This window comes from Mycobacterium sp. 3-98, from assembly GCF_035918355.1.
GTDB lineage: Bacteria > Actinomycetota > Actinomycetes > Mycobacteriales > Mycobacteriaceae > Mycobacterium > Mycobacterium intracellulare.
The window spans coordinates 3,648,403-3,670,345 of sequence record NZ_CP142360.1 but is presented as its reverse complement, the minus strand read 5'-3'; the positions used below and the strand labels follow the sequence as shown (position 1 = coordinate 3,670,345).

At 68.6% G+C, this 21,943-nt stretch carries 22 protein-coding genes; 8 read left to right on the top strand and 14 right to left on the bottom strand.

The features are described 5' to 3' along the window. Position 1: 1 nt before the first annotated feature. On the bottom strand, positions 2-991 hold the full coding sequence (locus tag QGN30_RS17360; RefSeq protein WP_009952276.1) for an alpha/beta fold hydrolase: 990 nt from the start codon (positions 989-991) through the stop codon (positions 2-4). A gap of 44 nt (positions 992-1,035) precedes the next feature. Beyond that, positions 1,036-1,548, bottom strand: a complete 513-nt coding sequence (locus QGN30_RS17355; protein ID WP_014379878.1) for a lipoprotein LpqH — start codon at positions 1,546-1,548, stop codon at positions 1,036-1,038. A 74-nt stretch (positions 1,549-1,622) separates the two neighbouring features. Between QGN30_RS17355 and QGN30_RS17350 the strand changes: the two genes are divergently transcribed. The 3 genes from QGN30_RS17350 to QGN30_RS17340 are packed head-to-tail and all read left to right on the top strand — an operon-like array spanning position 1,623 to position 3,890. Next, a complete protein-coding gene (locus tag QGN30_RS17350; protein ID WP_009952272.1) occupies positions 1,623-1,979 on the top strand; it encodes an ArsR/SmtB family transcription factor in 357 nt (118 codons plus the stop codon). After that, positions 1,967-3,475 carry an ACR3 family arsenite efflux transporter gene (gene arsB, locus QGN30_RS17345; RefSeq protein WP_009952270.1) on the top strand — a complete coding sequence of 503 codons (1,509 nt, stop codon included), beginning with the start codon at positions 1,967-1,969 and terminating at the stop codon, positions 3,473-3,475. The genes QGN30_RS17350 and arsB overlap by 13 nt, the downstream gene beginning before the upstream one ends. 1 nt (position 3,476) lies before the next feature. Continuing rightward, positions 3,477-3,890 (top strand): ArsI/CadI family heavy metal resistance metalloenzyme, encoded by a 414-nt coding sequence (locus tag QGN30_RS17340; protein ID WP_009952269.1) that lies wholly within the window; start codon positions 3,477-3,479, stop codon positions 3,888-3,890. On the opposite strand, the gene QGN30_RS17335 is transcribed toward QGN30_RS17340, so the two are convergent. Together QGN30_RS17335 and QGN30_RS17330 are read right to left on the bottom strand one after the other, a co-directional pair. Beyond that, complete coding sequence (locus QGN30_RS17335; protein WP_038535906.1) at positions 3,891-4,619, bottom strand: hypothetical protein; 729 nt, start codon at positions 4,617-4,619, stop codon at positions 3,891-3,893. It abuts the gene before it with no gap. Beyond that, positions 4,619-5,497 (bottom strand): LLM class F420-dependent oxidoreductase, encoded by an 879-nt coding sequence (locus QGN30_RS17330; RefSeq protein WP_225331389.1) that lies wholly within the window; start codon positions 5,495-5,497, stop codon positions 4,619-4,621. Before QGN30_RS17330 ends, QGN30_RS17335 begins: the two co-directional genes overlap by 1 nt. An 81-nt stretch (positions 5,498-5,578) precedes the next feature. Here QGN30_RS17330 and QGN30_RS17325 point away from each other — a divergent pair, with 81 nt between their 5' ends. Together QGN30_RS17325 and QGN30_RS17320 are read left to right on the top strand one after the other, a co-directional pair. Then, positions 5,579-6,205, top strand: coding sequence for a TetR/AcrR family transcriptional regulator C-terminal domain-containing protein (locus QGN30_RS17325; protein WP_248923608.1), 627 nt, complete (start codon positions 5,579-5,581; stop codon positions 6,203-6,205). After that, positions 6,202-7,458, top strand: coding sequence for a cytochrome P450 (locus QGN30_RS17320; RefSeq protein WP_248923609.1), 1,257 nt, complete (start codon positions 6,202-6,204; stop codon positions 7,456-7,458). The genes QGN30_RS17325 and QGN30_RS17320 overlap by 4 nt, the downstream gene beginning before the upstream one ends. A 1-nt stretch (position 7,459) precedes the next feature. Here QGN30_RS17320 and QGN30_RS17315 read toward each other — a convergent pair whose 3' ends face one another. The 6 genes from QGN30_RS17315 to QGN30_RS17290 all read right to left on the bottom strand — a co-directional run bounded on the left by QGN30_RS17315 (position 7,460) and on the right by QGN30_RS17290 (position 14,773). Then, the gene (locus QGN30_RS17315) at positions 7,460-8,308 is read right to left on the bottom strand and encodes a sulfurtransferase (RefSeq protein ID WP_009952265.1); all 849 of its coding nucleotides are present in this window, start codon (positions 8,306-8,308) and stop codon (positions 7,460-7,462) included. 58 nt (positions 8,309-8,366) lie between these two features. After that, positions 8,367-9,506 carry a glycosyltransferase gene (locus tag QGN30_RS17310; RefSeq protein WP_009952263.1) on the bottom strand — a complete coding sequence of 380 codons (1,140 nt, stop codon included), beginning with the start codon at positions 9,504-9,506 and terminating at the stop codon, positions 8,367-8,369. 89 nt (positions 9,507-9,595) lie between these two features. Then, positions 9,596-11,122, bottom strand: coding sequence for an FAD-dependent monooxygenase (locus QGN30_RS17305; protein WP_009952262.1), 1,527 nt, complete (start codon positions 11,120-11,122; stop codon positions 9,596-9,598). Beyond that, entirely contained in the window at positions 11,115-11,747 is a 633-nt protein-coding gene (locus tag QGN30_RS17300) for a TetR/AcrR family transcriptional regulator (protein ID WP_136245276.1), read from the bottom strand. Before QGN30_RS17300 ends, QGN30_RS17305 begins: the two co-directional genes overlap by 8 nt. 209 nt (positions 11,748-11,956) lie before the next feature. Further along, complete coding sequence (locus QGN30_RS17295) at positions 11,957-13,135, bottom strand: AAA family ATPase (protein WP_009952259.1); 1,179 nt, start codon at positions 13,133-13,135, stop codon at positions 11,957-11,959. Positions 13,136-13,168: 33 nt separating this feature from the next. Next, entirely contained in the window at positions 13,169-14,773 is a 1,605-nt protein-coding gene (locus QGN30_RS17290) for a Na+/H+ antiporter (protein ID WP_014379881.1), read from the bottom strand. 147 nt (positions 14,774-14,920) lie between these two features. Here QGN30_RS17290 and QGN30_RS17285 point away from each other — a divergent pair, with 147 nt between their 5' ends. Further along, the gene (locus QGN30_RS17285) at positions 14,921-15,355 is read left to right on the top strand and encodes a protease inhibitor I42 family protein (protein WP_020415603.1); all 435 of its coding nucleotides are present in this window, start codon (positions 14,921-14,923) and stop codon (positions 15,353-15,355) included. A 19-nt stretch (positions 15,356-15,374) separates the two neighbouring features. On the opposite strand, the gene QGN30_RS17280 is transcribed toward QGN30_RS17285, so the two are convergent. Together QGN30_RS17280 and fdxA are read right to left on the bottom strand one after the other, a co-directional pair. Continuing rightward, entirely contained in the window at positions 15,375-16,649 is a 1,275-nt protein-coding gene (locus tag QGN30_RS17280) for an alpha/beta hydrolase (protein WP_095763112.1), read from the bottom strand. A gap of 44 nt (positions 16,650-16,693) precedes the next feature. Continuing rightward, positions 16,694-17,020, bottom strand: coding sequence for a ferredoxin (gene fdxA, locus QGN30_RS17275; protein ID WP_008255784.1), 327 nt, complete (start codon positions 17,018-17,020; stop codon positions 16,694-16,696). Between the two features lie 224 nt (positions 17,021-17,244). On the opposite strand from fdxA, the gene QGN30_RS17270 reads away from it, so the two are divergent. Next, positions 17,245-18,186, top strand: coding sequence for a LysR family transcriptional regulator (locus QGN30_RS17270; protein WP_014384467.1), 942 nt, complete (start codon positions 17,245-17,247; stop codon positions 18,184-18,186). A gap of 92 nt (positions 18,187-18,278) precedes the next feature. Here the strand turns inward: QGN30_RS17270 and QGN30_RS17265 are convergent, their stop codons facing one another. After that, positions 18,279-18,995, bottom strand: coding sequence for a sirohydrochlorin chelatase (locus tag QGN30_RS17265; RefSeq protein ID WP_136245275.1), 717 nt, complete (start codon positions 18,993-18,995; stop codon positions 18,279-18,281). Then, complete coding sequence (locus tag QGN30_RS17260) at positions 18,992-20,659, bottom strand: nitrite/sulfite reductase (RefSeq protein ID WP_064893938.1); 1,668 nt, start codon at positions 20,657-20,659, stop codon at positions 18,992-18,994. The genes QGN30_RS17265 and QGN30_RS17260 overlap by 4 nt, the downstream gene beginning before the upstream one ends. Before the next feature lie 290 nt (positions 20,660-20,949). Between QGN30_RS17260 and trxB the strand changes: the two genes are divergently transcribed. After that, a complete protein-coding gene (trxB, locus tag QGN30_RS17255; protein ID WP_248923610.1) occupies positions 20,950-21,942 on the top strand; it encodes a thioredoxin-disulfide reductase in 993 nt (330 codons plus the stop codon). Position 21,943: the final 1 nt, after the last annotated feature.

The following is a 21,943-nucleotide window of genomic DNA, read 5'->3' as shown; positions in this document are numbered from 1 at the left end:
GCTAGGGCTCACTCCGGTCCACCAACACCGCGCCGTCGGGCCGGTTTCCCAGCGTCTGCAGCGGGATGTCCCCGCCTTCGGCGGTGAGGCGCACGATCTGCGCGAGCTGTCCTGGGGCGTCGCACTGGAGATAATGGTCGGCGCCCGGCACCACCCAGTAGCGATTGCGGCCCGGCTTGTTCTTCAGATAGGTCTGCCAGACGTGGTTGGGAACCCGCAACGGGGCCACGTTGTCGTGGAGGCCCCACACCACCGTGGTGTTGACTTCGCTGGTGGAAAGCGCCTCCAGCCAACCGGTTTCGTCGGCGGCGCGCTCGTGGAGGTATTGAATGGTATCGGGCAGCACGCGGATTCCGTCATTGTGGGCAAAACACTTGGCCAGCGCGGCGATCTCCGGATCGTCCAATGTCCGCCGCGGCATGAACGTGCTGGCGCCCAAACCGGCCGCCAGCATCTCCGGCGTCGTCGCCGCCGCGGTGGCGCGCCCGGTCCCGGGATCGAGCAGCGCGGTCTGGAACGCGGTGAGGTTCGAAAGGGGAAGGTAGATATTGGCATTCGTCACGATCAGGTCGGCGGGCAGCGACGGCGGATCAAGGGCCGCCAGCATGCCCAGCGCGATCATCCCCACGCTGCTGCCGCGGTCGTGGGTGAGCATGCGGTAGTCGGTGAGCTGCCACGCCTCGGTGATGGCGTAGACCAGCAGCCGCGCGTCGTCGTACAGCGAGTACACATACGGCTCGGGCGGTTTGGCGGACAGGCCGTAGCCGGGAAAGTCGAGCAGGTAGATGTCGAACTCCGCGCGCAGTTCGGCCGCCAGGGCGAAGTAGTCGATGCTCGACGTCGGAAAGCCGTGCACCAGCACCAGCGCGGGCGCGCCGGGCGTGCCGCAACGGCGGCTGAAGATCGTGACTTCTCGGGCCTCGTTGGCCGCGGTGGTCGACCGCCAACGAAGTTCGGTGCCGCCGTTTTGCCACTGCGCGAAGATGTCCAAGCTGTCAGCCTCTCAGAGGGGGCCGCGGCAGACAACCACGGCGGCTAGGGGCACGTCACGTGGATCCCGAACCTCACGTCGCGCACGCCGCTTTGCCCGGGCGTGGTCGCCTGGCCCGTTCCGGTGATCGTGTAGCCCTTGCCGTCCTTGGTCGCCTGCACCTGCGTCGGCGAATTGGTGCCCTGATAGGGCAGCTGATATTGGCCGTTGGGCAGCTTGAGTGAAATCGCGAACCCGTCGACGGTGGGGGGCCGTTCGTCCGAGACGGCCAGCGACACCGACGCCGCGTCGTCGTGCACGCTGATGCGGGTCGTGAGATCCCCCGATTCCGGCGGCGACGCATTCGGCTGGGCCGCCGAGCTCGTGCAGTCGACCGCGGCGATGAGCGTGTGCTTGTTCCCATCGATCATCACGGTCGTGCTCGTCAATGCCGGTGTCGAACTGGGGGGACTCGCCGGGTCACTCTCCTTGCCCGAACAGGCCGGCAGGCTCGCCCCCAGCGCCAGCGCGCCGAGCGCGGAACCCGCACGAACGATCCACGGCCGAGGGTGTGTCATATCGGTCCTCCGCTAGACGGTCATGAGGACTATAGAACCTTGCCTTCTGATTAGATATGCGTTTATATAGATGCATGTCGAATCAAACCACGGCGTGTTGCCCGGCGCTGGGGGCGGCCGCGCTGGCCGAGCCGCAGGCCGCGGAACTGGCGGCGATGTTCAAGGCGCTCAGCGATCCGGTGCGGTTGCGGCTGTTGAGCCTGGTCGCCAGCCACCCGGGCGGTCAGGCCTGTGTTTGCGAGATCTCCCCGACGTTCGACGTGTCGCAGCCGACGATCTCCCATCACCTGAAAACGCTGCGGTCGGCGGGGCTCTTGGATTGCGAACGGCGCGGCACGTGGGTGTACTACTGGGTGGTTCCCGAAGCGCTACAACAGCTTTCATCGGTGTTGCACGTCGACGCCCTGTCGGGCGCGGGATGCGGCTCATGAACGAGGCGGTGAGCGCGCGGCTTTCGACGCTGGATCGATTCCTGCCCGGATGGATCGCAATGGCGATGGTCGCCGGCCTGCTGCTGGGCCGGCTTGTCCCGGGCCTGGGAGGGGCGGTGAGCGCAGTTCAGGTGGACGGGATCTCGCTGCCCATCGCGATCGGGCTGCTGGTGATGATGTATCCGGTCCTGGCCAAAGTTCGGTACGACCAGCTCGATACCGTGACCGCGGACCGCAAACTGATGGCGACGTCGCTGGCGTTGAACTGGTTGGTCGGACCCGCCGTCATGTTCGCGCTGGCCTGGCTCCTGCTGCCGGATCTACCGGAGTACCGCACCGGGCTGATCATCGTGGGGCTGGCGCGTTGCATCGCCATGGTCATCATCTGGAACGACCTCGCCCGCGGGGACCGCGAGGCCGCGGCGGTCCTGGTCGCGCTGAATTCGATCTTCCAGGTCGTCATGTTCGCCGCCCTGGGCTGGTTCTATCTGTCCGTGCTCCCGGGGTGGCTGGGACTGAGCACGACCGGCATCGACGTATCCGCTTGGCAGATAGCCAAATCGGTGCTCATCTTCCTCGGGCTGCCCCTGCTGGCCGGGTACCTGTCGCGCCACCTCGGCGAACGCGCCAGGGGCCGCGGCTGGTACGAAAATCGCTTCCTGCCCCGGATCGGGCCCTGGGCGTTGTATGGGTTGCTGTTCACCATCGTCATCCTCTTCGCGCTGCAAGGCCACCAAATCACGTCCCGTCCTTGGGATGTCGCCCGGATCGCGCTGCCGCTGCTGGCGTACTTCGCGATCATGTGGGCCGGCGGATACGCGCTGGGGGTGCTGCTGCGGCTCGGCTATGCGCGCACCACCACCCTGGCGTTCACCGCCGCCGGCAACAACTTCGAGCTCGCGATAGCCGTGGCGATCGCGACCTACGGCGCCGCCTCGGGTCAGGCGCTGGCCGGCGTCGTGGGACCCCTGATCGAAGTGCCGATCCTGGTCGCATTGGTTTACGTTTCCCTGGCCTTGCGGCCCCGGCTCTTTGGTGCGGCCGACGGTTCGCGGTCGAGCGCCGACAGGCCCAGCGTCCTGTTCGTCTGCGTGCATAACGCCGGTCGTTCCCAGATGGCCGCCGCGCTGCTGCGCCACCTGGCCGGCGACCGCATCGACGTCCGTTCCGCCGGAACGGAACCCGCCGATCAGATCAATCCCGCGGCGGTGGCCGCGATGGCCGAATGGGGCATCGATATCACCGACGTCCCGAAAGCACTCGACGCCGACGTGGTGCGGACGAGCGACGTCGTCATCACCATGGGCTGCGGTGATACCTGCCCGTTCTTCCCGGGCGTCTCGTACCGCGATTGGCCCCTGCGCGACCCCGCCGGTCAGCCGGTCGAGACGGTGCGGGAAATCCGCGAGGACATCGCCGAGCATGTCTATGCCCTCATCCGGGAGCTGCTCGGGATCACGATGACGATCGATGTGCCCGCCACGAAAGGACAGTGATATGTCGCGCATCCAACTCGCTCTCAACGTCGACAACCTCGACGAGGCGATCACGTTCTACACCAGACTCTTTGACGTGGAGCCGGCCAAGGTCAAACCCGGCTACGCGAACTTCGTCGTCGCCGACCCGCCGCTCAAACTGGTGCTGCTGGAAACCGCCGGCCAGGGCGGGACCCTCAACCATCTCGGCGTCGAGGTTCCCACCAGCGACGCCGTGCTCACCGAAAACAGCCGGCTCGCGCAGGCGGGTCTGCTCACCGACGAAGAGATCGACTCGACCTGTTGCTACGCCACCCAGGACAAGGTGTGGGTGAGCGGCCCGGGCGGTGAACGCTGGGAGATCTACACGGTCAAGGCCGATTCCGAGACGTTCGGGCCGGCCGACGAATCGCAGTCCACCTGCTGCGCCTCGTAGCTACGGCCAGGCCTCCCAGGCGATCATGCTGCGCAGCGGCCCGGCGAACACCGGCCGCACAGCCGTTGAGCGCCAACGTTCTTCGATGAGCGGAGCCAAGACTTCGACGGTGGCGAGCGGATCCTCGTCGAGATAGACGACGCTGATGTACTGGTGGTCGGTGCGCCACCCCCGGGGCAAGTGGCTCCACCCGGCGCTGGACCCGAATGTCCACGCGCCGGCCGTACCCGGGGTGGCGAGCAGCGCCGGATAGTGCTCGGCGTGCAGCCATTGCAGCCATTCGTCCGGGCGGCCGTCGCTGGGTTCCTCGACGATCAGCACGATGCCGCGGTGCGGCCGAAACGGCACCACCTCGGGCGAGATCAGCGCGCGCGGCGAGGACCGCCACTGCAGCAGGCGCAAGCCGGCCACTTGCAGCGACGGCCGCACGACGGGAAAGCGGCCGTTGTCACGCAACGCGCGGCCGAGGGTGACGAACTCGTCGAAGGTCTCTTCGACCGGGTCGGTGACCAAATAGTGCACCGCGTTGCCGATGTCGCCCAACGGTCCGTGGGCGGCCAGGCGATGGTCGGCGTAGTCGCCGTCGGCGATCCAGCGCAATCCATGCACGATGCCCGGCAGCTGAAATTGCTCGGGCATGTGATCCAGCAGGTGCCAACGCAGGTAGCTGCCGTCATCGTCGGGCGGCGCCGCGGCGGTGAGGCTGAAGATGCCTGCCTTGACGCGCATTACGTGGCACCGCCGGACGGGGGATGAAGTTCGGCGAGGGCCTGCAGGTTCTCCAGGTAATGGGGCAGCGAGGTGTGCCGGAACACGGCGCTGACAATGGTGGCGCCGTGCGCGGCGGTTTCGGCCACGAGATCGCGGGTCCGTTCCGGTGCACCGATCGGGTCCAGCGGCGAGGGCGTGGGCAGGATGACGTCGAAACCAGGGCCGAGGTCGAAGCGGCTCAGCCAGTCTCGCGCCTGGCGCAGGCTCACGTTGAACGGCGCCCAGCCGTCGGCCAGCGTTGCGGCCCGGCGCAGTGAGAGCAGCGTTTGCCCACCGATCCAGAGGGGGACGCGGTCTTGGACCGCGCACGGGTCGACGACCATGCCGGCGAAGGAGTAGAACTCGCCGTGGTATTCGGGTTCGGGCGTTGACAGCGCGGCGCGCAGGGCCCGCAGCGCGTCGTCGGCGCGCCGGCCGCGGTCGTCGTAGGGCGCGCCGAGCAGGTCGAATTCTTCTTTGAGGCTGCCGACGCCGACCCCGAGGATCAGCCTGCCGCCGCTGATCCGGTCCAGGGTGCCGTAGCGTTTGGCGATCTCGAGCGGATGGTGGTAGCCGAGCACCAGCACGTTGGTGGCCAACCGAATTCGTCGCGTGTGCGCGGCCAGGTAGCCGAAGGTCGCCAGCGGGTCCCAGTAGCGGGTGCCGCGGCGGCCCGTCTCGGTCGCTGGCAGGGCGACGTGCTCGCTGCAGGTCAGGTGGTGGTAGCCGAGCCCGTCGGCGGCCTCGGCGATCCGCGCCAGGTCCTCGATGGTGGCGTCCTTCTCCCAGTCGCCGCTGCTGTGGGGGAACATCGTCACCACCGGGGTGGCGACCGACAGTTTGGCATGACCGCTCATCGGTGCAGGCATCCTCCGGCGTCGACGGGGATGCATAACGTGGTCTTCCCAGGATGATTCATGCGGGGGTAGATTCTAACAGTGCTCGAATCTGGCGGGAGTCGAACCGCCGCCGTGGGTGAGCGGGTGCCGCAGATGACGGCCGCGGTGCGCCGGCCCTATGGCGAACTCGACCGCGCCCGCGTGGTGACCTCGCTGCGCGACCTGGCCCGCCGCGTCGGCGTGCAGGGCGTGACGATGCGCGAGCTGGCCGCCGAACTCGGCTCCGCAGTGCCCTCGGTCTACTACCACGTGCCGGGCAAGCAGGCGGCCCTGGACCTGCTCGCCGAATCCGTGCTGGCCGAGATCCCCGTCGTCGAGACCGGGTCCTGGGACACCCGGCTGGCCGAACTCTATTGCGCGGCCCGTGAAGTGATCCTGTCGGTGCCGGGCATCGCGGGTGTCCTGCAAGCGGGCGGCGGAGGCGACTCCGCCCGTCGGCTCGACAAGCTCAGCCGTATGTTGCTCGCCGAGGCGGGCCTCACCAAACCGGTTGCGGCGGCGGCCCACTCGGTGCTGTACACCTACCTGCTGGGTTCGGTGAGCCTGCAGGAGACGCGGCCCGCCCACCGCGGCAAGCGCCAGGCCGCCAACCACTTTCGCGCCGGCCTCGAGGTGATCATCGCCGGGATCGGGGCCTCGCGACCGGACGGATCGGCGCGGTCGTGAGCATTGCCAAACCCACGCTGGTGAAATCCCTGGTCCCGCAGAACCTGGACACCGCCGCCGACCGCGACGCGGCCGCCGTGCTGGACCCCGACACCTTCGTCACCGGCGCACCGTACGACGCGATGACGCGGCTGCGCGCCGCCTCGCCGGTGCACCCGGTGCAACTGCCCGGGCTGCCCAGGGCGTGGCTGTTGACCAAACACGCCGACGTGCGCCTGGTCAGCCGCGACACCGACACCTTCACCAGCAGCAAGGGCAACACACTGGTGGAGGCCGAGGCCGGGCCGAACTCGGCGATGCTGCCCGGCATCGATCCGCCCCGTCACGTCCACTTCCGCAAGCTGATCAACCAGGGCTTCACCGTCCGCAACGCGCAGCGGCTGGAGCCGAAAATGCGGCAGGTGGCGCGCGGCATCGTCGCCGCCATCACCGACAAGCGCGAATTCGACGCCGTGACAGACATTTCCGCCGAGATGTCGCTGCAGGTGATCGCCGACGTCCTCGGCGTTCCGGCCGAGGACCGGATGGATGTCTTCCGCTGGAGCAACGCCATCGGAAGCCTGGGCATCGAAGATCCCGACTACGCCCCCACGCCGGAAGCACTGGGCCAGGCCGCGGCCGAAATGTTCGCCTACTGCGGGGAATTGGTGGAGCATCGCCGCAAGCACGGCCTCACCGACGACATCTTGTCGGCGCTGCTCGCCGCGGAGGTCGACGGCGAAAAGCTCAACCGCGACCAACTCAACGAGTTCTTCCTACTGCTGGCCATCGCCGGCAACGAAACGACCCGCAACACGCTGAGCCACGGCATCTTGGCGCTCGCCGAGCGCCCCGAGCAACAAGCGCTGCTCGCCCGCGATCCCGCGGCGATCAAGCCCGCGGTGGAAGAGCTGTTGCGCTGGGCGACCCCGGTGATGCACTTCCGGCGCACCGTGGTCCGCGACGTCGAGATCCGCGGGCAGCGAATCCCTTCCGGCGACTGGGTGCTGATGCACTACCTGTCCGCCAACCGCGACGAGGAGGTCTTCGACCGGCCGGACCAGTTCGACGTCACCCGCCCCGACGCCGGCCACGCCGCGTTCGGGGGCGGGGGAGTGCACTTCTGCCTCGGCGCACAACTGGCCCGGCTCGAACTGCGCGTCATGCTCGAAGAACTCTATGCGAACGTGCCCGGCCTGGCCGTCACCGGACCGCCGGACCGGCTGCGCTCGTCGTTCTTCCACGGCATCAAAAGACTGCCGTGCACAACGTGATTCAGCCGCGTTCCACCGGGCGGGACGGATCCGAACTCCACTCCGACCACGACCCGGGATACAAGGCGGCCTCTCGGCCCAGCGCGGCGAGCGCCGCGATCGCGACCGTGGCGGTGACGCCCGAGCCGCAGTAGGCCCCCACCGTGTCGTGACGCTCGATCCCTTGATCGCACAACAATCGGGCGACCGAGTCGTCGTCGAGGAAGGTGCCGTCGGCCGCCAAGACGGCGACACTGGGAAGGTTCTTGGCGCCGGGAATGTGGCCCGCGGCGGCGTCGAGGGGTTCCACGTCGCCGCGGTAGCGCTCCGGCGCTCGCGCATCGAGTAGCGGCACCGAGCCCTCGGCCACCCGCTCGACCGTCAGAGTCGGAAGGCTTCCGGCATACAGATCATCGTGCGGCACAGCCACATTGCCGGGCGCCGGTTCGACGGGGCCGGTCTCGAGGCGGTAGCCGGCCGCGCGCCACGCGGCCAAACCGCCGTCGAGGATGCGGACGTTGTCCAGTCCGGCCGCGGTCAGCACCCACCATGCGCGCGCGGAACCGGCCCGATTCCAGTCGTCGTAGGTCACCACCAGCGCGTCCTGCCGGACTCCCCAGCGGCGCGCGGCGACCTCCAGGTCGCGGCCCGACGGCAGGGGGTGACGGCCCCGCCCGGAAATCGAGTGGTCGCTGAGTTCGTCCTCGAGCGAGACGTACACCGCGCCCGGTATGTGCCCCTCCAGGTACGCCGCGCGCCCGTCGGTTTCGTCGATCCTCCACCGCACGTCCAGGACGCTCACCGGATCGCCGGCGTCGATGACGCCGGCTAACTCGGTGGCGCTGATCAACACCCGATCGCGTGCTTGCACTGGCCCCTCCTTGTCGTCTGCATCGAGACTAGCCAGGCGAATGGCACGGTGTGAGCGGCTATGCGGTCCGTTCGGAGGCGCCGCCGGTAGAGGTGGGCGCGCCCATCGACGCGAGCATCCCGGCCGCCGCCCGGTGCCAGGTGAAATCCTCGGCGCGGCGCCGCGCGGCGACGCGGCGCTGGTGTTCGGGTCGGCCCACGATGGAGCTGACCGCGGCCGCGATGGCGGCCGGGTCGTTGTCGGCCGCCGCGCCGCTGTCGGGCGTGATGATCTCGGTCAGCGCGGACGTGCGAGAGACCACGGCCGGTGTTCCGCACGCCAGCGACTCCAGCGCGGCCAGCCCGAAGGTCTCATGCGGGCCCGGGGCCAGCGTCACGTCGGCCGAGGCCAGCAGCTGCGCCACGACCTCGCGATCGGAGACGAAACCGGTGAAGTCGATCGGTAGGCGCGCGGCCTGGCGCTGCAGCCGGGACCGCAACGGGCCCTCGCCCACGACCACGAGCCGCGCGTCGACGCCCGCGTGGCGCAAGGCGCCGAGCGCGTCGATGCTGCGGTCGACACGTTTTTCCACCGAGAGCCGACCGCAATGGACCAGCAGCAGCTGCGTCGGCGCCGCCCAGCGCCGGCGCACCAGATGCGAGTGGCGGCTCGGATGGAACGTCTGCAGATCCACGCCCAGCGGGATTGTGACGGTATTGCCGGCGTCGATCCGGTCGAACTCCTCGCGGGCGAAAGCGGTGGTGCACACCACGGTGTCGTAGTTCGCGGCGGTGCGTGCGTTGGCCACATCGGCGAACTTCCGCGCGGCCCGGCGCGGAAGCACCTGGCCCACAAGGCGATCCAGGCGCTCATGGGAGATCATCAGCGTGGTGACACCGTGGTCGCGGCCCCACCGGCCCAGCGATCGCAGCGTGAGCCGGTCCGACACCTCCAGCGCGTCGGGCCGCAACGCCGCCAGGAGGGCCTTGACGGGACCCGGCATCACCGCGCGGTAGCCGCCGGTGAAGGGAATCAGCCTGGCGGGCAGGGTGATTCGGACCACGCCGGTGTAGAGCTGGACGTGCCCGGCGCGCCGTCCGGGAACGATCAAGAAGACCTCGTGACCGCCCGCGCAGTATTCGGCGCCCAGCCGGTCGATCGCGGTGCGAAGGCCGCCGGAGCGAGGGCCGTAGAAATTGGCGACCTGTACAACGCGCATAACGCGAGGACACGCGGTGCGCGTGTGCGCACATCAATGCCGAACCGACGCGCGCCTGAACACTGTATGAATTTCGCTCGCGGGTGCCGCTATCCGTTGGCCGGCGGCCCGAACCAGCGCCGCAACGCCGCGCGCAGCGCCTCTTGGTGAGTGCTGCCGAATTCGTCGGCCGCCCAGGCCACATAGCCGTCCGGCCGAATCAACATCGCCGCGGCGGGGCGCTTGGCGGTACTTGCGGTGACGACGTCGACCCGCGCGGCCCAGCCTTGCGCCGCGTTCGCGACGGCGCCGCCGAGGTCGAGCACGACCGGACGGCCATCGTGGAGTACGTCGGCCACCCGTCGGCCGTCATCGAGACTCAGGTCGGGCACCAAGTGGCCCGACAGCGGGTGCTCGTCGCCCACGTCGTAGCGCACGTCGGAGCCCGCCAGCAGCGCCGCCATGTGCCTTTGTGCGTCCGGGAAGGTGAACAGCTCGCCCAACAGCGTTCGCAGCGCGGCGACTTCGGGTCCCGGCGCCATCAGCGCGATCTGGGACAGCGAGTGCATCATGACGCGCTGGCCGACCGGATGGCGCTCGGACTGGTAGGTGTCGAGCAGTCCGGCCGGCGCCGTTCCGTTGATCTCGGCGGCCAGCTTCCAGCCCAGGTTCATGGTGTCCTGCAACCCCAGGTTCAGGCCCGGGCCGCCCATCGCGCTGTGCACGTGCGCGGCGTCGCCGAGCAGCAGGACGCGGCCGACGCGGTAGCGTTCGGCATGCCGGGTGTTTTGTCCGTTGATGCGCCGAAGCGCGTGGGGCCCGGGGCCTTTCGGCTCCTCGAACGGAACGTCGACACCCAGCACCCGGCGTGCGCTCTCGCGCAACTCGGCCAGACTCATCGGCACCTCGTCCACCGGCGGGCCGAATTCGATGGTCCCGAGCAGCGCGCGGCCCGGCTCGAATTCGGCATAGATCATTCCGCCCCGGTCGAAGCGGCTGTGCCCGAAGCGAAGCGGACCGAATCCCGGAACCTCGATGCTGGCGATCTCCGGGCGGCGGTACTGGTCGGGAATGTGCACGTGGGCCAGCCGAGCGACCATCGGTGAGGTGGTGCCGGGAAAGTCGATGCCCAGGGACTTGCGCACCAGGCTGCGCCCGCCGTCCGCGCCGACCGCGTAACCGGCGGCGATGGCGTAGTCGCGTTCTTGCGACGCGACGCTCAGCGCGACGGACTCGGCCCCCGGCACGATCCCGACGAGTTCGTGGCCCCAGCGCACATCCACGCCGAGGTCGCGGGCGCGCTTCTCCAGCAGCCGCACGAGCCGGGGCTGGGGCATGAGCATCGCGTACATCGGGTTGTCGCGGCCCTCGGGGAAGATCAGCGGCATCGCCGCGAACATCCATCCCGGGCTGGGCCGCGGTGGGCACTCGTCACCGGTGAAGTCCCGATACATCCCGCGCATGTCGAGCATCCGAACGACCTGTCCGACAAGGCCGTTGGCCTTCGGCTCGGGGCTGGGGCCGGGCAGGGCGTCCAGCACGACGGGCCTGATGCCGGCCAGCGCCAGCTCGCAGGCCAGCATCAGCCCGTTGGGGCCGGCGCCGGCGACGACGACGTCGGCGTGTTCGTCAGCCATGGGCTGCCTTCTTTCTGGTGGGTTCCGGTAGCCCCGCCTCGACGGCGGCGAAGCCCGAGCGGATCAACGTGGTGATCGCCACCGGGGGGTCGGCCCATGCATAGGCGTCGGCCGCGGCGTCGCCGACGGCCCGCACGACGGACATGACCAGTCGGGGGTACAGGTCATGCTTCGGGTCGGTGCCGGTGCGTTCGGCGACTACGCTGAGGAACTCGTCGAACAGGTTCTGCGGCACCGAGTTTCGAACTTGCGGCTGCATGAGCAGCTTTCGCACCTCGACGAGTTCCCGGCGGCTGGGTGCCCGGTTCTCGTCGCCGTAGACGTCGCCGAAGTCGTCCTCCAAGGGCTCCAGCACGGCGTGGGCGATCGCCGTCCAGAGCGGCTCGTCGGCGGGACGCTCCCGGAGCAATGCGACGCTGCGACGCAGGCGTTCGGCTTGCCGGTAGGCCAGCGCCTCGTATTTGCCGCTGAAGTAGTTGTTGAACGTGCGCAGTGAGACGCCCGCCATGTTGGCGACGTCTTCGCGCGTCACGTTGTCCAGCCCGCGCTCGAAAGCAAGGCGCAGCGCGGCATCGCTGAGCGCGCGCCGGGTGTCGGCCTTTTTGCGTTCGCGCAGTCCGGACATAGCGGCCACCGTACGCAAAAGATGCCCAGTAGGCAATATTGCCCGGTAGGCAGTTTTTCGTCGAGTGTGCACTGAGGGCTTTCGGAGTGAAGCCACGGCGGCGACACGCCGGTGAAGCCCGCCCAGGTTTAACCCGCAACGCCCAGGATTCACACTCGGCGCGAAGACGGGGCGAACGCCGCAGAGAGAGCACGCCAAGCCAAGCGCGCTTAGCGCGCGCCCCAATCCCACCGCGGGGTCGTGATCAGGGTCTGGCCGCCGATGCGCGTTTCACCCCAGTCCTTGTACAGCTCGATCTCGATGGCACCGTCGGAGCCTTCGGCCATCGGCGCCGCGTCCAGAAATTCCAGCAGGACGCGCGAATGCGTGACCACCACAACCTGGGTCTTGGCGGCGGTGGTACGGATCAGCGACGCCAGCGGCGCCACCAGGTCCGGGTGCAGCGAGGTCTCCGGCTCGTTGAGCACCATCAGCGAGGGCGGTTGCGGGCTCAGCAGCGCGGCGGCCCACAGCAGGAAACGCAGTGTGCCATCGGATAACTCGGCGGCGCGCAACGCGCGCAGCATGCCGCGCTGTCGCAGCTGAAGGTCGAACAGCCCGTCGTGGATGGCCACCGAGAGGGTGGCGCCGTCGAACGCCTCGGCGACGGCGCGGCCCAGATCGTCGAACCCCGCTTCGAGGATGGTCTGGATCGCGGCCGCGAGGTCGCTGCCGTCGTCGGAGAGCACCGGGGTGCGGGTGCCGACCTGCGGGTGCCGCGCGGGCGCCCCGCCGTCGACGCGGAAGCCGTCGTAGAACCGCCACCCGCGCAGCCGTTCTCGCACGGCCGCGAGCTCGGGAAGCGCGTGCGGGTGGGCGTATTCGGCCAGCACGCTGTGATACGACGGCAGCGATCGCGACAGCTCGTCGAAACCGCCGCCCGAGTCCGCGCGGGCCTCGGCGAACACCCGCGACCGGCGCACCAGCGTCGTACTTGGCCGCAGCACCGGGCCGGCGAACAACACTTCCCGTTTGATCTCCGGATCGCGGGCGAACACCGACTTTCCGGCGGACTGCGGGATGCCCAGGTCCACCAGATATCCGAAATCGTCCGCGGCGAAGCCCATTTCGAGCGACACGGGCCGGGTGCGCACCGTGCCCTCGGTCTTGCCGGTGCGTCGGGTCCCGGCCACCTGCTCGGGGCCGGCCCACAGCACCGACTGCAGCCCGCCCTCTCGGGCGAGCGACCCGATCACCTCGCCGCGCCCGCAGTCGGCCAGCAGCCGCAGCGCGCGATACAGCGACGACTTGCCGGATCCGTTGGCGCCGGTGATCACCGACAGCCGGCCCAGCGGCAGGATCACCTCGCGCAGCGAGCGATATCCGCGGATCGCGACGGTCTGCAGCATGCGGCCGACTGTACGGTCGGCCACCGACTGGCCCTAGTCGCCCTCGTCCTCGTCGGCCGCGGCGGCGAGGAGCTGTACCTCCTCGAGATCCATCTCGTTCTGCAGCTCGCGCAGCACGATGTCGTCGATGAGATTTTGGTTGCGCAGCGCGGTGATTTCCCGGCGCTTGTGCTCGAGCACGCCCAGGCGCACCTGGCGGACCTTCTCGCGGCCCTTGAGGATGCGGTGGTCGGTCGACCCGTCCTCGGTGGCCAGCACCAGCGCGGCCTTTTCCTCGTATTCGGTTTGCAGCCGCCGGCGCAGGTCGTCGCTGATGCCGACCTCGTCGGCGACCGTCGGCAGCGCGGCGAGCGCGGCCTGGGACCCCCGACAACGAGCCAGTTGCAGTTCCTCGGCGTGGGTGGCGTCCTCGGGCATTTTCGCCCATCGGACCACGGCCGGCAGGGTGCTGCCCTGGACCAGGACGGTCACCAAGATGACGACGGTCACGATGAAGATCAACAGGCTGCGGTCCGGGAAGGGCGCGCCGCTCAGCGTCGTCATCGGCACGGCGACCGCGGCGGCCAGCGATACGGCCCCACGGAACCCCGCCCAGACGGTGACGAAGCGCTGGCGCCAGTTGACCCGACGTTCGCGTTGGACCTGACGCCGGTCGATCAGCCGGATCAGCAGCGTGGTGATCTCGCCCCAGAAGATGCGCGACACGATCACGACGGCGGTGACCACCAGCGCGACGAACAACGCGTGGCGAATTCCGCCGTCGACGCCGGCGATGCCGCGCAGCGCGCCGGGGATCTGGACGCCGACGAACACCCAGAGCGAGCCGTTGAGCAGGAAGGTCGCGATGTCCCAGAAGGCCGAGGATTGCAGTCGCGAGCGGGCCCGGATGACCACGGGTCCGGCGTAGGCCAGGACGAGCGCGGAGACCATCACCGCGACCACCCCGCTGCACTCCATCGATTGCGCGAGCAAGAACGCCGCGAACGGCGTCACCAGGCTCAGCGCCCCCTCCTCCTGGGGCGCGTCGATTCGCTTGCGCAGCAGCGTGACCGCGCCGCCGACGAGCAGTCCGGCGGCGATGCCGCCGAGGTAGGAGCCGATGAACCGGGCCGTCACCTCGGGTGGGCTGATCGCGGCCCCGCCGATCGCGACGTGGACGCTGACGGCGAACAAGACCAGGGCGGTGCCGTCATTGATAAGACTCTCGGCCTTCAGCACGGTCAGCGCCCGGCGTGGCAGCTTCTTCGCGAGGCCGGCGACCGCGGCCGCGTCGGTGGGCGAGAGCACCGCGCCCAGGACGCCCGCCGCGTGCGGATTCATGCCCAGCGCCCGCGCCGTCCACGACACCGCGACCGCGGTCGCGATCACCAGGGCGACGCTGAGGAACACGATGATGCGCGCGTTGGCCCGGATCTCGCGGAAGCTGGTGTTCAGGCCCTCCCAGTACAGGATCGCGGGAAGAAACAGCAGCAACACGATTTCGCCGTTGACCCGCACATGACCGAAATGGGGGACCAGACCCAGCAGCACGCCCATCAAGATGAGCAGCACCGGGGGACCCACGCGATAGCGCCGCCCGATGACCGTCCCCACGATGACGGTGGACACCAGGGCGACGATCAGTTCGAGGCCAAACACCAGCCCATCCTGCCGGATGACACGGTCGGTGGCTGCGCGGGCCGCCCGACGTCTGACGGCCCGCCGGGTCACGCACGATGGCGTCGGCGCCTATCTTCGGTCTGGATCAGACCGATAGGCTCCGGAGCGGAATTGAAGGGGGATCTGGTGAAGGTGAGGCTGCTGGCAACAGTCGCCGTGCTCATGTTGTCGTCGGTGGTGGGCTGCCACTTCGCGTCCAGGAATCCGCCGTCGACCAAGACCCTCCAGGTCCCGATGACCAAAGTGCTGACCCAGAGCGAGATCAACCAGAGCATCACCCTCGACGTCGGCAACACGCTGGTCGTGGAATTGGGTTCGAACTACACCACGCCCTACCGGTGGACGCCCGACACCAAGATCGGCGACTCGGCGATCATCAGGCAGCTCAGTCACGAGTTCGTGCCGCCGGCCTCCGATGCCTTGGGGGCGCCGGGCACCGAGACGTGGACGTTCGCGGCCATGAGGCCGGGGACCACCACCATCGTCGCGACGTACAACAGCTTTGTGGAGAAGGACGCCAAGCCGGGGTGCGTCTATACGCTGACCGTGACCGTGCGATAAGTCCTTGTGGCGTCAGCGGTTACGCGACGGCGACCTGGCGCTGTCGGGCGTAGATCTCGGCGAGGAATTGCTCGACGGCCACCGCGGTGTGCGCTGCGCGCACCGAGCCGAAGATGTCGAAAGCGTGTTGGGTGAAAGGTAATTCGGCGTAGAGCACCGGCTGCGCGCTGGCTTGGCGCAGCTTTTCGACGAAGGTGCGCGCCTGTTCGACGTAGGCCAGCGAGTCGTTGCGGCCGTGCAGGACGAAGAACGGGGGAGCGTCGGCATGGATGTGGTTGACCGGCGACGCGGTTTCGAACGTCTGTCGGTGGGTCGAGGGCTTTTGTTTGATGATCGATTTGATCAGCAGTCCGGGCATCATCGGGTGCAGCGACTTGTCGAATCGGGTGAAGTCGTAGATGCCGTAGAACGGCACGGCCGCCTGCACGCGGGTGTCGGCGTCCTCGAAGCCCGGCTGGAATTGCGGGTCGTTGGGGGTGAGCGCGGCCAGCGACGACAGGTGGCCGCCGGCCGAGCCGCCGGTGATGGCGATGAAGTCGGGGTCGCCGCCGTATTCGGCGATGTGTTGTTTGACCCAGGCGAGAGCGCGCTTGACGTCGACGATGTGGTCGGGCCAGGTATTGCGCGGGCTGTGCCGGTAGTTGATCGCCACGCAGATCCAGCCGAGTTCGGCGAGGTGGCTCATCAGCGGATGCGCTTGTCCGCGTTTGTTTCCCGTCGTCCAGGCGCCGCCGGGGATCTGGAACAGCACCGGGGCCTTGCCGGCCGGATCGAGGTCGCGGCGCCGCCAGATGTCCAGGTGGTTGGCGCCGCCGAATTCGCCGTAGCTGATGTTGGAGTCGTGGGCGTAGTCGCGGTAGATCCGCAGCATCCGTAGGAGTCCGGGCGTCTTGGCGGTGCCGCTGCCGCTCGGCCGGCGCCACAGGCTGGCCGACTCGGTGAGCCGGTCCGGTCCCAGCCCGCTGTCCAACGCCTCGGTCAGCGGCACATTGGCGCGATGGCCGGCGCGGCTCAGGTTGAGCAGGCCGAGCGCCGAGAGCCCGGCGACCAACCATGCCGTGATGCGCACGGGCCGCGTCAGGCGCCGTGCCGTCAGGGCCAGCCCGCCGAGCTGGCTGACCAGCGTCTGCAGCGGCAACTCGGTGACGATGAGCCCGACCATCCACGAGTACAGCGACGGGTAGCCGCCGCGCGCCAGGGGGCGGTAGGCGTTGAGTGTGGACGCCGCGGTCACCGCGGTGACCGCTAGCGACCCGATTTGCCGGGCGAGGTGGATGATTCGAGCTGTCCGCATTGCCTCACCTTACGAAACGGGTGGGTTCGTCTCGGATTAGCGGGCTACGACGCCTCTGCCCTGCTCTCGAGGTTCTTCACCGGGGCGGGGTCGTTCTCGGTCAGCCCGACCTTCGCGGCTCCGCCGGGCGAGCCGAGCTCGGCGAAGAAGTCGGCGTTGATCTGCAGGTATCCGCTGTGCTCGTCGGGCAGGTCGTCCTCGTAGAAGATCGACTCGACCGGGCACACCGGCTCGCAGGCGCCGCAGTCCACGCACTCGTCGGGGTGGATGTAGAGCATCCGGGCGCCCTCGTAGATGCAGTCGACGGGGCATTCCTCGATGCATGCCTTGTCTTTGATGTCGACGCAGGGTTCGGCGATCACGTAGGCCACGAATGTTGTCCTTCCGTCTGGCTAGCGGGGTCAGCCGGCTGCGGGCCGCAGCAACTCGGTCAGGCTGGCTAATTTAGCGCGGCGGCATCCGCGCGGCTCACCGGCCCTTTCGGGCGGCAATGTTTCCCATGCTTCCGGCCCGCGCGGGGCGTGAGTAGAGGTTTGGCGTTGTGGTGTCACAAGCTATAGTTGTGGTCACACGATTTGATTGTGAGCGCTGCATCATGCCACTCAGCCCGCGGCTGCCCGAACTGGCCTCGTTCGAGGCGTTTTTGGCGATCGCCGAGACGGGCAGCCTCGGCCGGGCCGCGCGCGAGCTGGGGCTGACCCAGCAGGCGATCTCCCGGCGCCTGGCCACCATGGAGGCCCAGATCGGCGTCACCCTGGCCGTCCGGACCACGCGCGGTTCCCAACTGACGCCCGCGGGCCTGATCGTCGCGGACTGGGCGACCCGCCTCCTCGACGTCGCCCATGAGGTCGACGCCGGGCTGGGCTCGCTGCGCAAGGAAGGCCGCGAACGCATCCGGGTGTCGGCCAGCCAGACGATCTCCGAGCAACTCATGCCGCACTGGTTGCTGTCCCTGCAGGCCGATGCGGCGCGGCGCGGCGACACCGCGCCGCAGGTCATCCTGACCGCCACCAACAGTGACCACGCGATCGCCTCGGTGCGCGACGGCTCCGCCGACCTCGGGTTCGTCGAAAACCCCGGCACACCAAAGGGTTTGGGCAGCTGCGTGGTGGGGGAGGACGAGCTGGTGATCGTCGTCCCGCCGGACCACAAGTGGGCCCGACGGTCGCGGATCGTGACCGCGCGCGAACTCGCGCAGACGCCGTTGGTGTCCCGCGAACTCCATTCCGGCATCCGCGATTCGCTGGCGGCGGCGCTGCGCCAGGTGCTCGGGGAGGACATGCAGCAAGCCGCACCCGTGCTGGAGTTGACCTCGTCGGCGGCGATGCGCGCCGCCGTCCTGGCCGGCGCGGGCCCGGCGGCGATGAGCCGGCTGGCGGTGGCCGACGACCTGGCGGTCGGGCGTCTGCACGCGGTCCACATCCCAAAGCTGGATCTGCGCCGCAAGTTTCGGGCCATCTGGGTCGGCGGGCGTACTCCGCCGGCCGGGGCGATCCGCGACCTGTTGAGTCACATCATCAACCGCACGACGGCGTAGGACGCTTGGCCGAGCGTGGAGTTGTTGCGGCGTCTCCGGGCGTTTTGCCGCAACAACTCGACGTTCGGCGGGAAGAAGGAGAGAGGCAGGGCTTACGCCGCGGCGTCGGCGGCCAGCGCCTCGTCGTAGCGGTCGAGCACGGTCTCGGCCACCAGCGGGTGCGCGCCCAGCGGGGAGGCCATCCGAATCCCGTTGTCCCGGGCGAAGGTTGACACGCCGTCGGTGATGAATCCCGGCGCCAAGAACCACGGCGCGATCACCAGCCGGCGCGCGCCGCGGCGGCGCAACTGGTCAGCGGCCCGGGCCACCGACGCCTCGGGCCGGGTGGCGAACGCCGTTGCGGCCCCGGCCCATCGGGTGCCGGCGGCCAGCCGAGACGCCACCTTCGCGGTGCGGGCATTGGCGGCCAGGTTCGACGAGCCGATCGCGACGACCAGCACCCCGAGATCTTCGTCGAGGGGCGACACGCCGATCTCGGTCAGACGCTCGCGCAGGACGGTGACAAGACGGTCGTCCTCGCCGAGCACATCGGCCTGCCGGATGCCCTGAGCGCCGGCGCGGGCGATCTGTTCGGGGATGTCCAGGCGCGCGTGATACGCGCTGGCCAGCAGCAACGGGGCCACGACGGCACGGCGGCTCTCGGGCAGCCCGGCCAGCACGTCGACGAAGTTCGGGGCGTTGAGCTCGAGGAACGCCAGCCGCACGTCGAGGTCCGGCCGCATCCGCCTCAGGCGGTCGGTCACGGCTTCGGCGTTGGCGCCCGACCGTGGGTCGCGGCTGCCGTGCGCGGTGAGTACGAGCGTGCTCACCGTAGGTCGTCCTCCTCGGCGCGCAGCGCCCAGGACGCGAAAGCCTCACCGCTGTCACGCTTTTCGAGGTACTTGCGGGTCACCCGGTCGATGTAGTCGCCCAGCTCGGCGCTGGTGACCTTGTGCTGGCGCAGTTTTCGGCCGAAGCCGCTCTGCTCACCCAGGCCGCCGCCCAGATGCACCTGGAAGCCCTCGACCGAATTGCCGTCACCGTCGTCGATCCACTGGCCCTTGAACCCGATGTCGGCGACCTGGATTCGGGCGCACGAGTTCGGGCAGCCGTTGAGGTGCACGCTGATCGGCGCGTCCAGTCGCGACTCGACGTCGGCCAGGCGCTGCTCGAGCTCGGGCACCAAAGTCTGGGTGCGGACCCGGGTTTCGGCGAACGACAGCTTGCAGTACTCAATCCCGGTGCACGCCATGGTGTTCTTGCGCCACGACGACGGCCGCGACGGCAACCCGAGCGCGTCCAGCCCCGCCACCAGTTCGTCGACCTTGTCGTCGGCGACGTCGAGGATGACCAGCTTTTGGAACGGGGTCCATCGCGCCCGGTCGGAACCGGCCTTCTCCATCAGGTCGGCCACGGCCGACAGGGTGCTGCCCGACACGCGGCCGGCGATCGGTGCGACGCCAACGGCGTTGAGGCCGTTCTTGATGCGCTGCACGCCGACGTGGTCGATGGTGTGCTTGACGGGCGTGGGGGCCGGGCCGTCGATTAGCCGGCGGTTGAGGTATTCCTCTTCGAGGACTTCGCGGAATTTCTCGACGCCCCAGTCCTTGACCAAGAACTTCAACCGGGCCTTGGCGCGCAGCCGGCGGTAGCCGTAGTCGCGGAACAGCTGGGTGACAGCCTCCCAGACGTCGGGCACCTCGTTCAGCGGAACCCAGACGCCGAGCCGCTGGGCCAGCATCGGGTTGGTCGACAGGCCGCCGCCCACCCATAGGTCCAGGCCCGGACCGTGTTCGGGGTGGTGGACGCCGACGAACGCGATGTCGTGCGTCTCGTGGGAGACGTCCTGCAGACCGGAGACCGCGGTCTTGTACTTGCGCGGCAGGTTGGCGTACTCGGGGTTGTTCAGCGAGCGGCGGACGATCTCGTCGATCGCGGCCGACGGGTCGAGCACCTCGTCGAGCGAGTCGCCGGCCAGCGGCGAACCGTGGATGCCGCGCGGGCAGTCGCCGCAGGCCTCGGTGGTCTGCAGCCCGACGGAGTCGAGCCGCCGCCAGATCTCGGGGACGTCCTCGATGCGGACCCAGTGCAGTTGGAGGTTTTCGCGGTCGCTGATGTCGGCGGTGTCGCGGGCGAATTCGGTCGAAATCTGGCCCAGCGTGCGCATCGTGTGCGCCGTCATCGCCTTGCCGTCCGAGCGGACGCGCATCATGAAGTACTTGGCTTCGATCTTGTCGGTGTTCTCGTCGCCGGTCCAGCTGCCGTCGTAGCCCTGCTCGCGCTGGGTGTAGAGGCCCATCCAGCGGAACCGTCCGCGCAGGTCGGACTTGTCGATGCTGTCGAAGCCCTGCTTGGAGTAGACGTTGATGATGCGGTCGCGGACGTTCAGCGGCCCGTCGTCGTTCTTGATCTTCTCGGTGTCGTTGAGGGGTTCGCGATGCCCCAGCGCCCACTGACCCTCGTTGCGGGTCTTGACGGGACGTGCGGTGGTCATATGCGTGCTCCTTCGCGAACTTCGTCGCGGCGGCTCAGATTGGCGGCGTGCGGCCGGAGGCGGGCTGCGGGCCTTCTCGGCTACCGGGCATTCGCGATGATGTTGGGTCTGTGGGCACCCGCAGGTTCGTCATTGGACCCACGGGGCGCGATTTCCATAGTGCACGAGTCGCGCCGACGTCAGTAGAGGTCACATGTTGTGAGGGCACAACCTCGCGTTGTGTGCGCTGCTTCACGGCGTTGCCTTGGCGGCCAGAGGGATTGGCCGGACTCACAGTAGTGTGGCCGCTTATGAGCTCCTCCGACATCCATGACGTGATCATTATTGGTTCGGGTCCTGCTGGGTATACCGCGGCGTTGTATGCGGCGCGGGCGCAGTTGGCGCCGGTGGTGTTTGAGGGGATGTCGTTTGGTGGGGCGTTGATGACGACGACCGAGGTGGAGAACTACCCGGGGTTTCGCGACGGGATCATGGGTCCGGAGTTGATGGATCAGATGCGTGAGCAGGCGTTGCGGTTTGGTGCTGATCTGCGCATGGAAGACGTCGAATCGGTGTCGCTGGAGGGCGCGGTGAAGTCGGTGACCACCAGCGAGGGGGACACTGTGCGCGGACGGGCGGTGATTTTGGCGATGGGCGCGGCCGCCCGGTATTTGGGGGTGCCCGGGGAGCAGGAGTTGCTGGGTCGTGGGGTGTCCTCGTGTGCGACCTGTGATGGGTTCTTTTTCAAGGATCAAGACATCGCGGTGATCGGTGGTGGGGATTCGGCGATGGAAGAGGCCACGTTTTTGACCCGCTTTGCCCGCAGTGTGACGTTGGTGCACCGCCGCGAGGAGTTCAGGGCCTCGCGGATCATGCTGGAGCGGGCCCGGGCCAACGACAAGATCACCTTCCTGACCAATAAGGCGGTTGAGGCGGTCGAGGGCGCCCAGACGGTGACGGGGTTGCGGTTGCGTGACACGGTGAGCGGTGCGGAGTCGACGCTGGCGGTGACCGGGGTGTTCGTGGCCATCGGGCATGACCCGCGTTCGGAGTTGGTGCGCGAGGTACTCGAGACCGACCCGGACGGGTATGTGTTGGTGCGTGGCCGCACCACCAATACCTCGATCGAGGGGGTGTTCGCCGCCGGGGATCTGGTGGATCGCACCTACCGCCAAGCCGTGACCGCCGCCGGCAGCGGCTGTTCGGCCGCCATCGACGCCGAACGCTGGCTCGCCGACCACGAGGAAACCGACGTGGACGCGTCCGTGACGCCTGCAATAGGTCGAGAACCGTTGCGTAACTGAG

Coding starts and splice junctions, on each gene's coding strand:
- QGN30_RS17295 (WP_009952259.1), bottom strand. CDS start 13,135: ATGCTGCAGACCGTCGCGATCCGCGGATATCGCTCGCTGCGCGAGGTG.
- QGN30_RS17335 (WP_038535906.1), bottom strand. CDS start 4,619: ATGCGCGTCAAGGCAGGCATCTTCAGCCTCACCGCCGCGGCGCCGCCC.
- QGN30_RS17355 (WP_014379878.1), bottom strand. CDS start 1,548: ATGACACACCCTCGGCCGTGGATCGTTCGTGCGGGTTCCGCGCTCGGC.
- QGN30_RS17305 (WP_009952262.1), bottom strand. CDS start 11,122: ATGGCTGACGAACACGCCGACGTCGTCGTCGCCGGCGCCGGCCCCAAC.
- QGN30_RS17330 (WP_225331389.1), bottom strand. CDS start 5,497: ATGAGCGGTCATGCCAAACTGTCGGTCGCCACCCCGGTGGTGACGATG.
- arsB (WP_009952270.1), top strand. CDS start 1,967: ATGCGGCTCATGAACGAGGCGGTGAGCGCGCGGCTTTCGACGCTGGAT.
- QGN30_RS17280 (WP_095763112.1), bottom strand. CDS start 16,649: ATGCGGACAGCTCGAATCATCCACCTCGCCCGGCAAATCGGGTCGCTA.
- QGN30_RS17340 (WP_009952269.1), top strand. CDS start 3,477: ATGTCGCGCATCCAACTCGCTCTCAACGTCGACAACCTCGACGAGGCG.
- QGN30_RS17350 (WP_009952272.1), top strand. CDS start 1,623: ATGTCGAATCAAACCACGGCGTGTTGCCCGGCGCTGGGGGCGGCCGCG.
- QGN30_RS17260 (WP_064893938.1), bottom strand. CDS start 20,659: ATGACCACCGCACGTCCCGTCAAGACCCGCAACGAGGGTCAGTGGGCG.
- QGN30_RS17310 (WP_009952263.1), bottom strand. CDS start 9,506: ATGCGCGTTGTACAGGTCGCCAATTTCTACGGCCCTCGCTCCGGCGGC.
- QGN30_RS17270 (WP_014384467.1), top strand. CDS start 17,245: ATGCCACTCAGCCCGCGGCTGCCCGAACTGGCCTCGTTCGAGGCGTTT.
- trxB (WP_248923610.1), top strand. CDS start 20,950: ATGAGCTCCTCCGACATCCATGACGTGATCATTATTGGTTCGGGTCCT.
- QGN30_RS17300 (WP_136245276.1), bottom strand. CDS start 11,747: ATGTCCGGACTGCGCGAACGCAAAAAGGCCGACACCCGGCGCGCGCTC.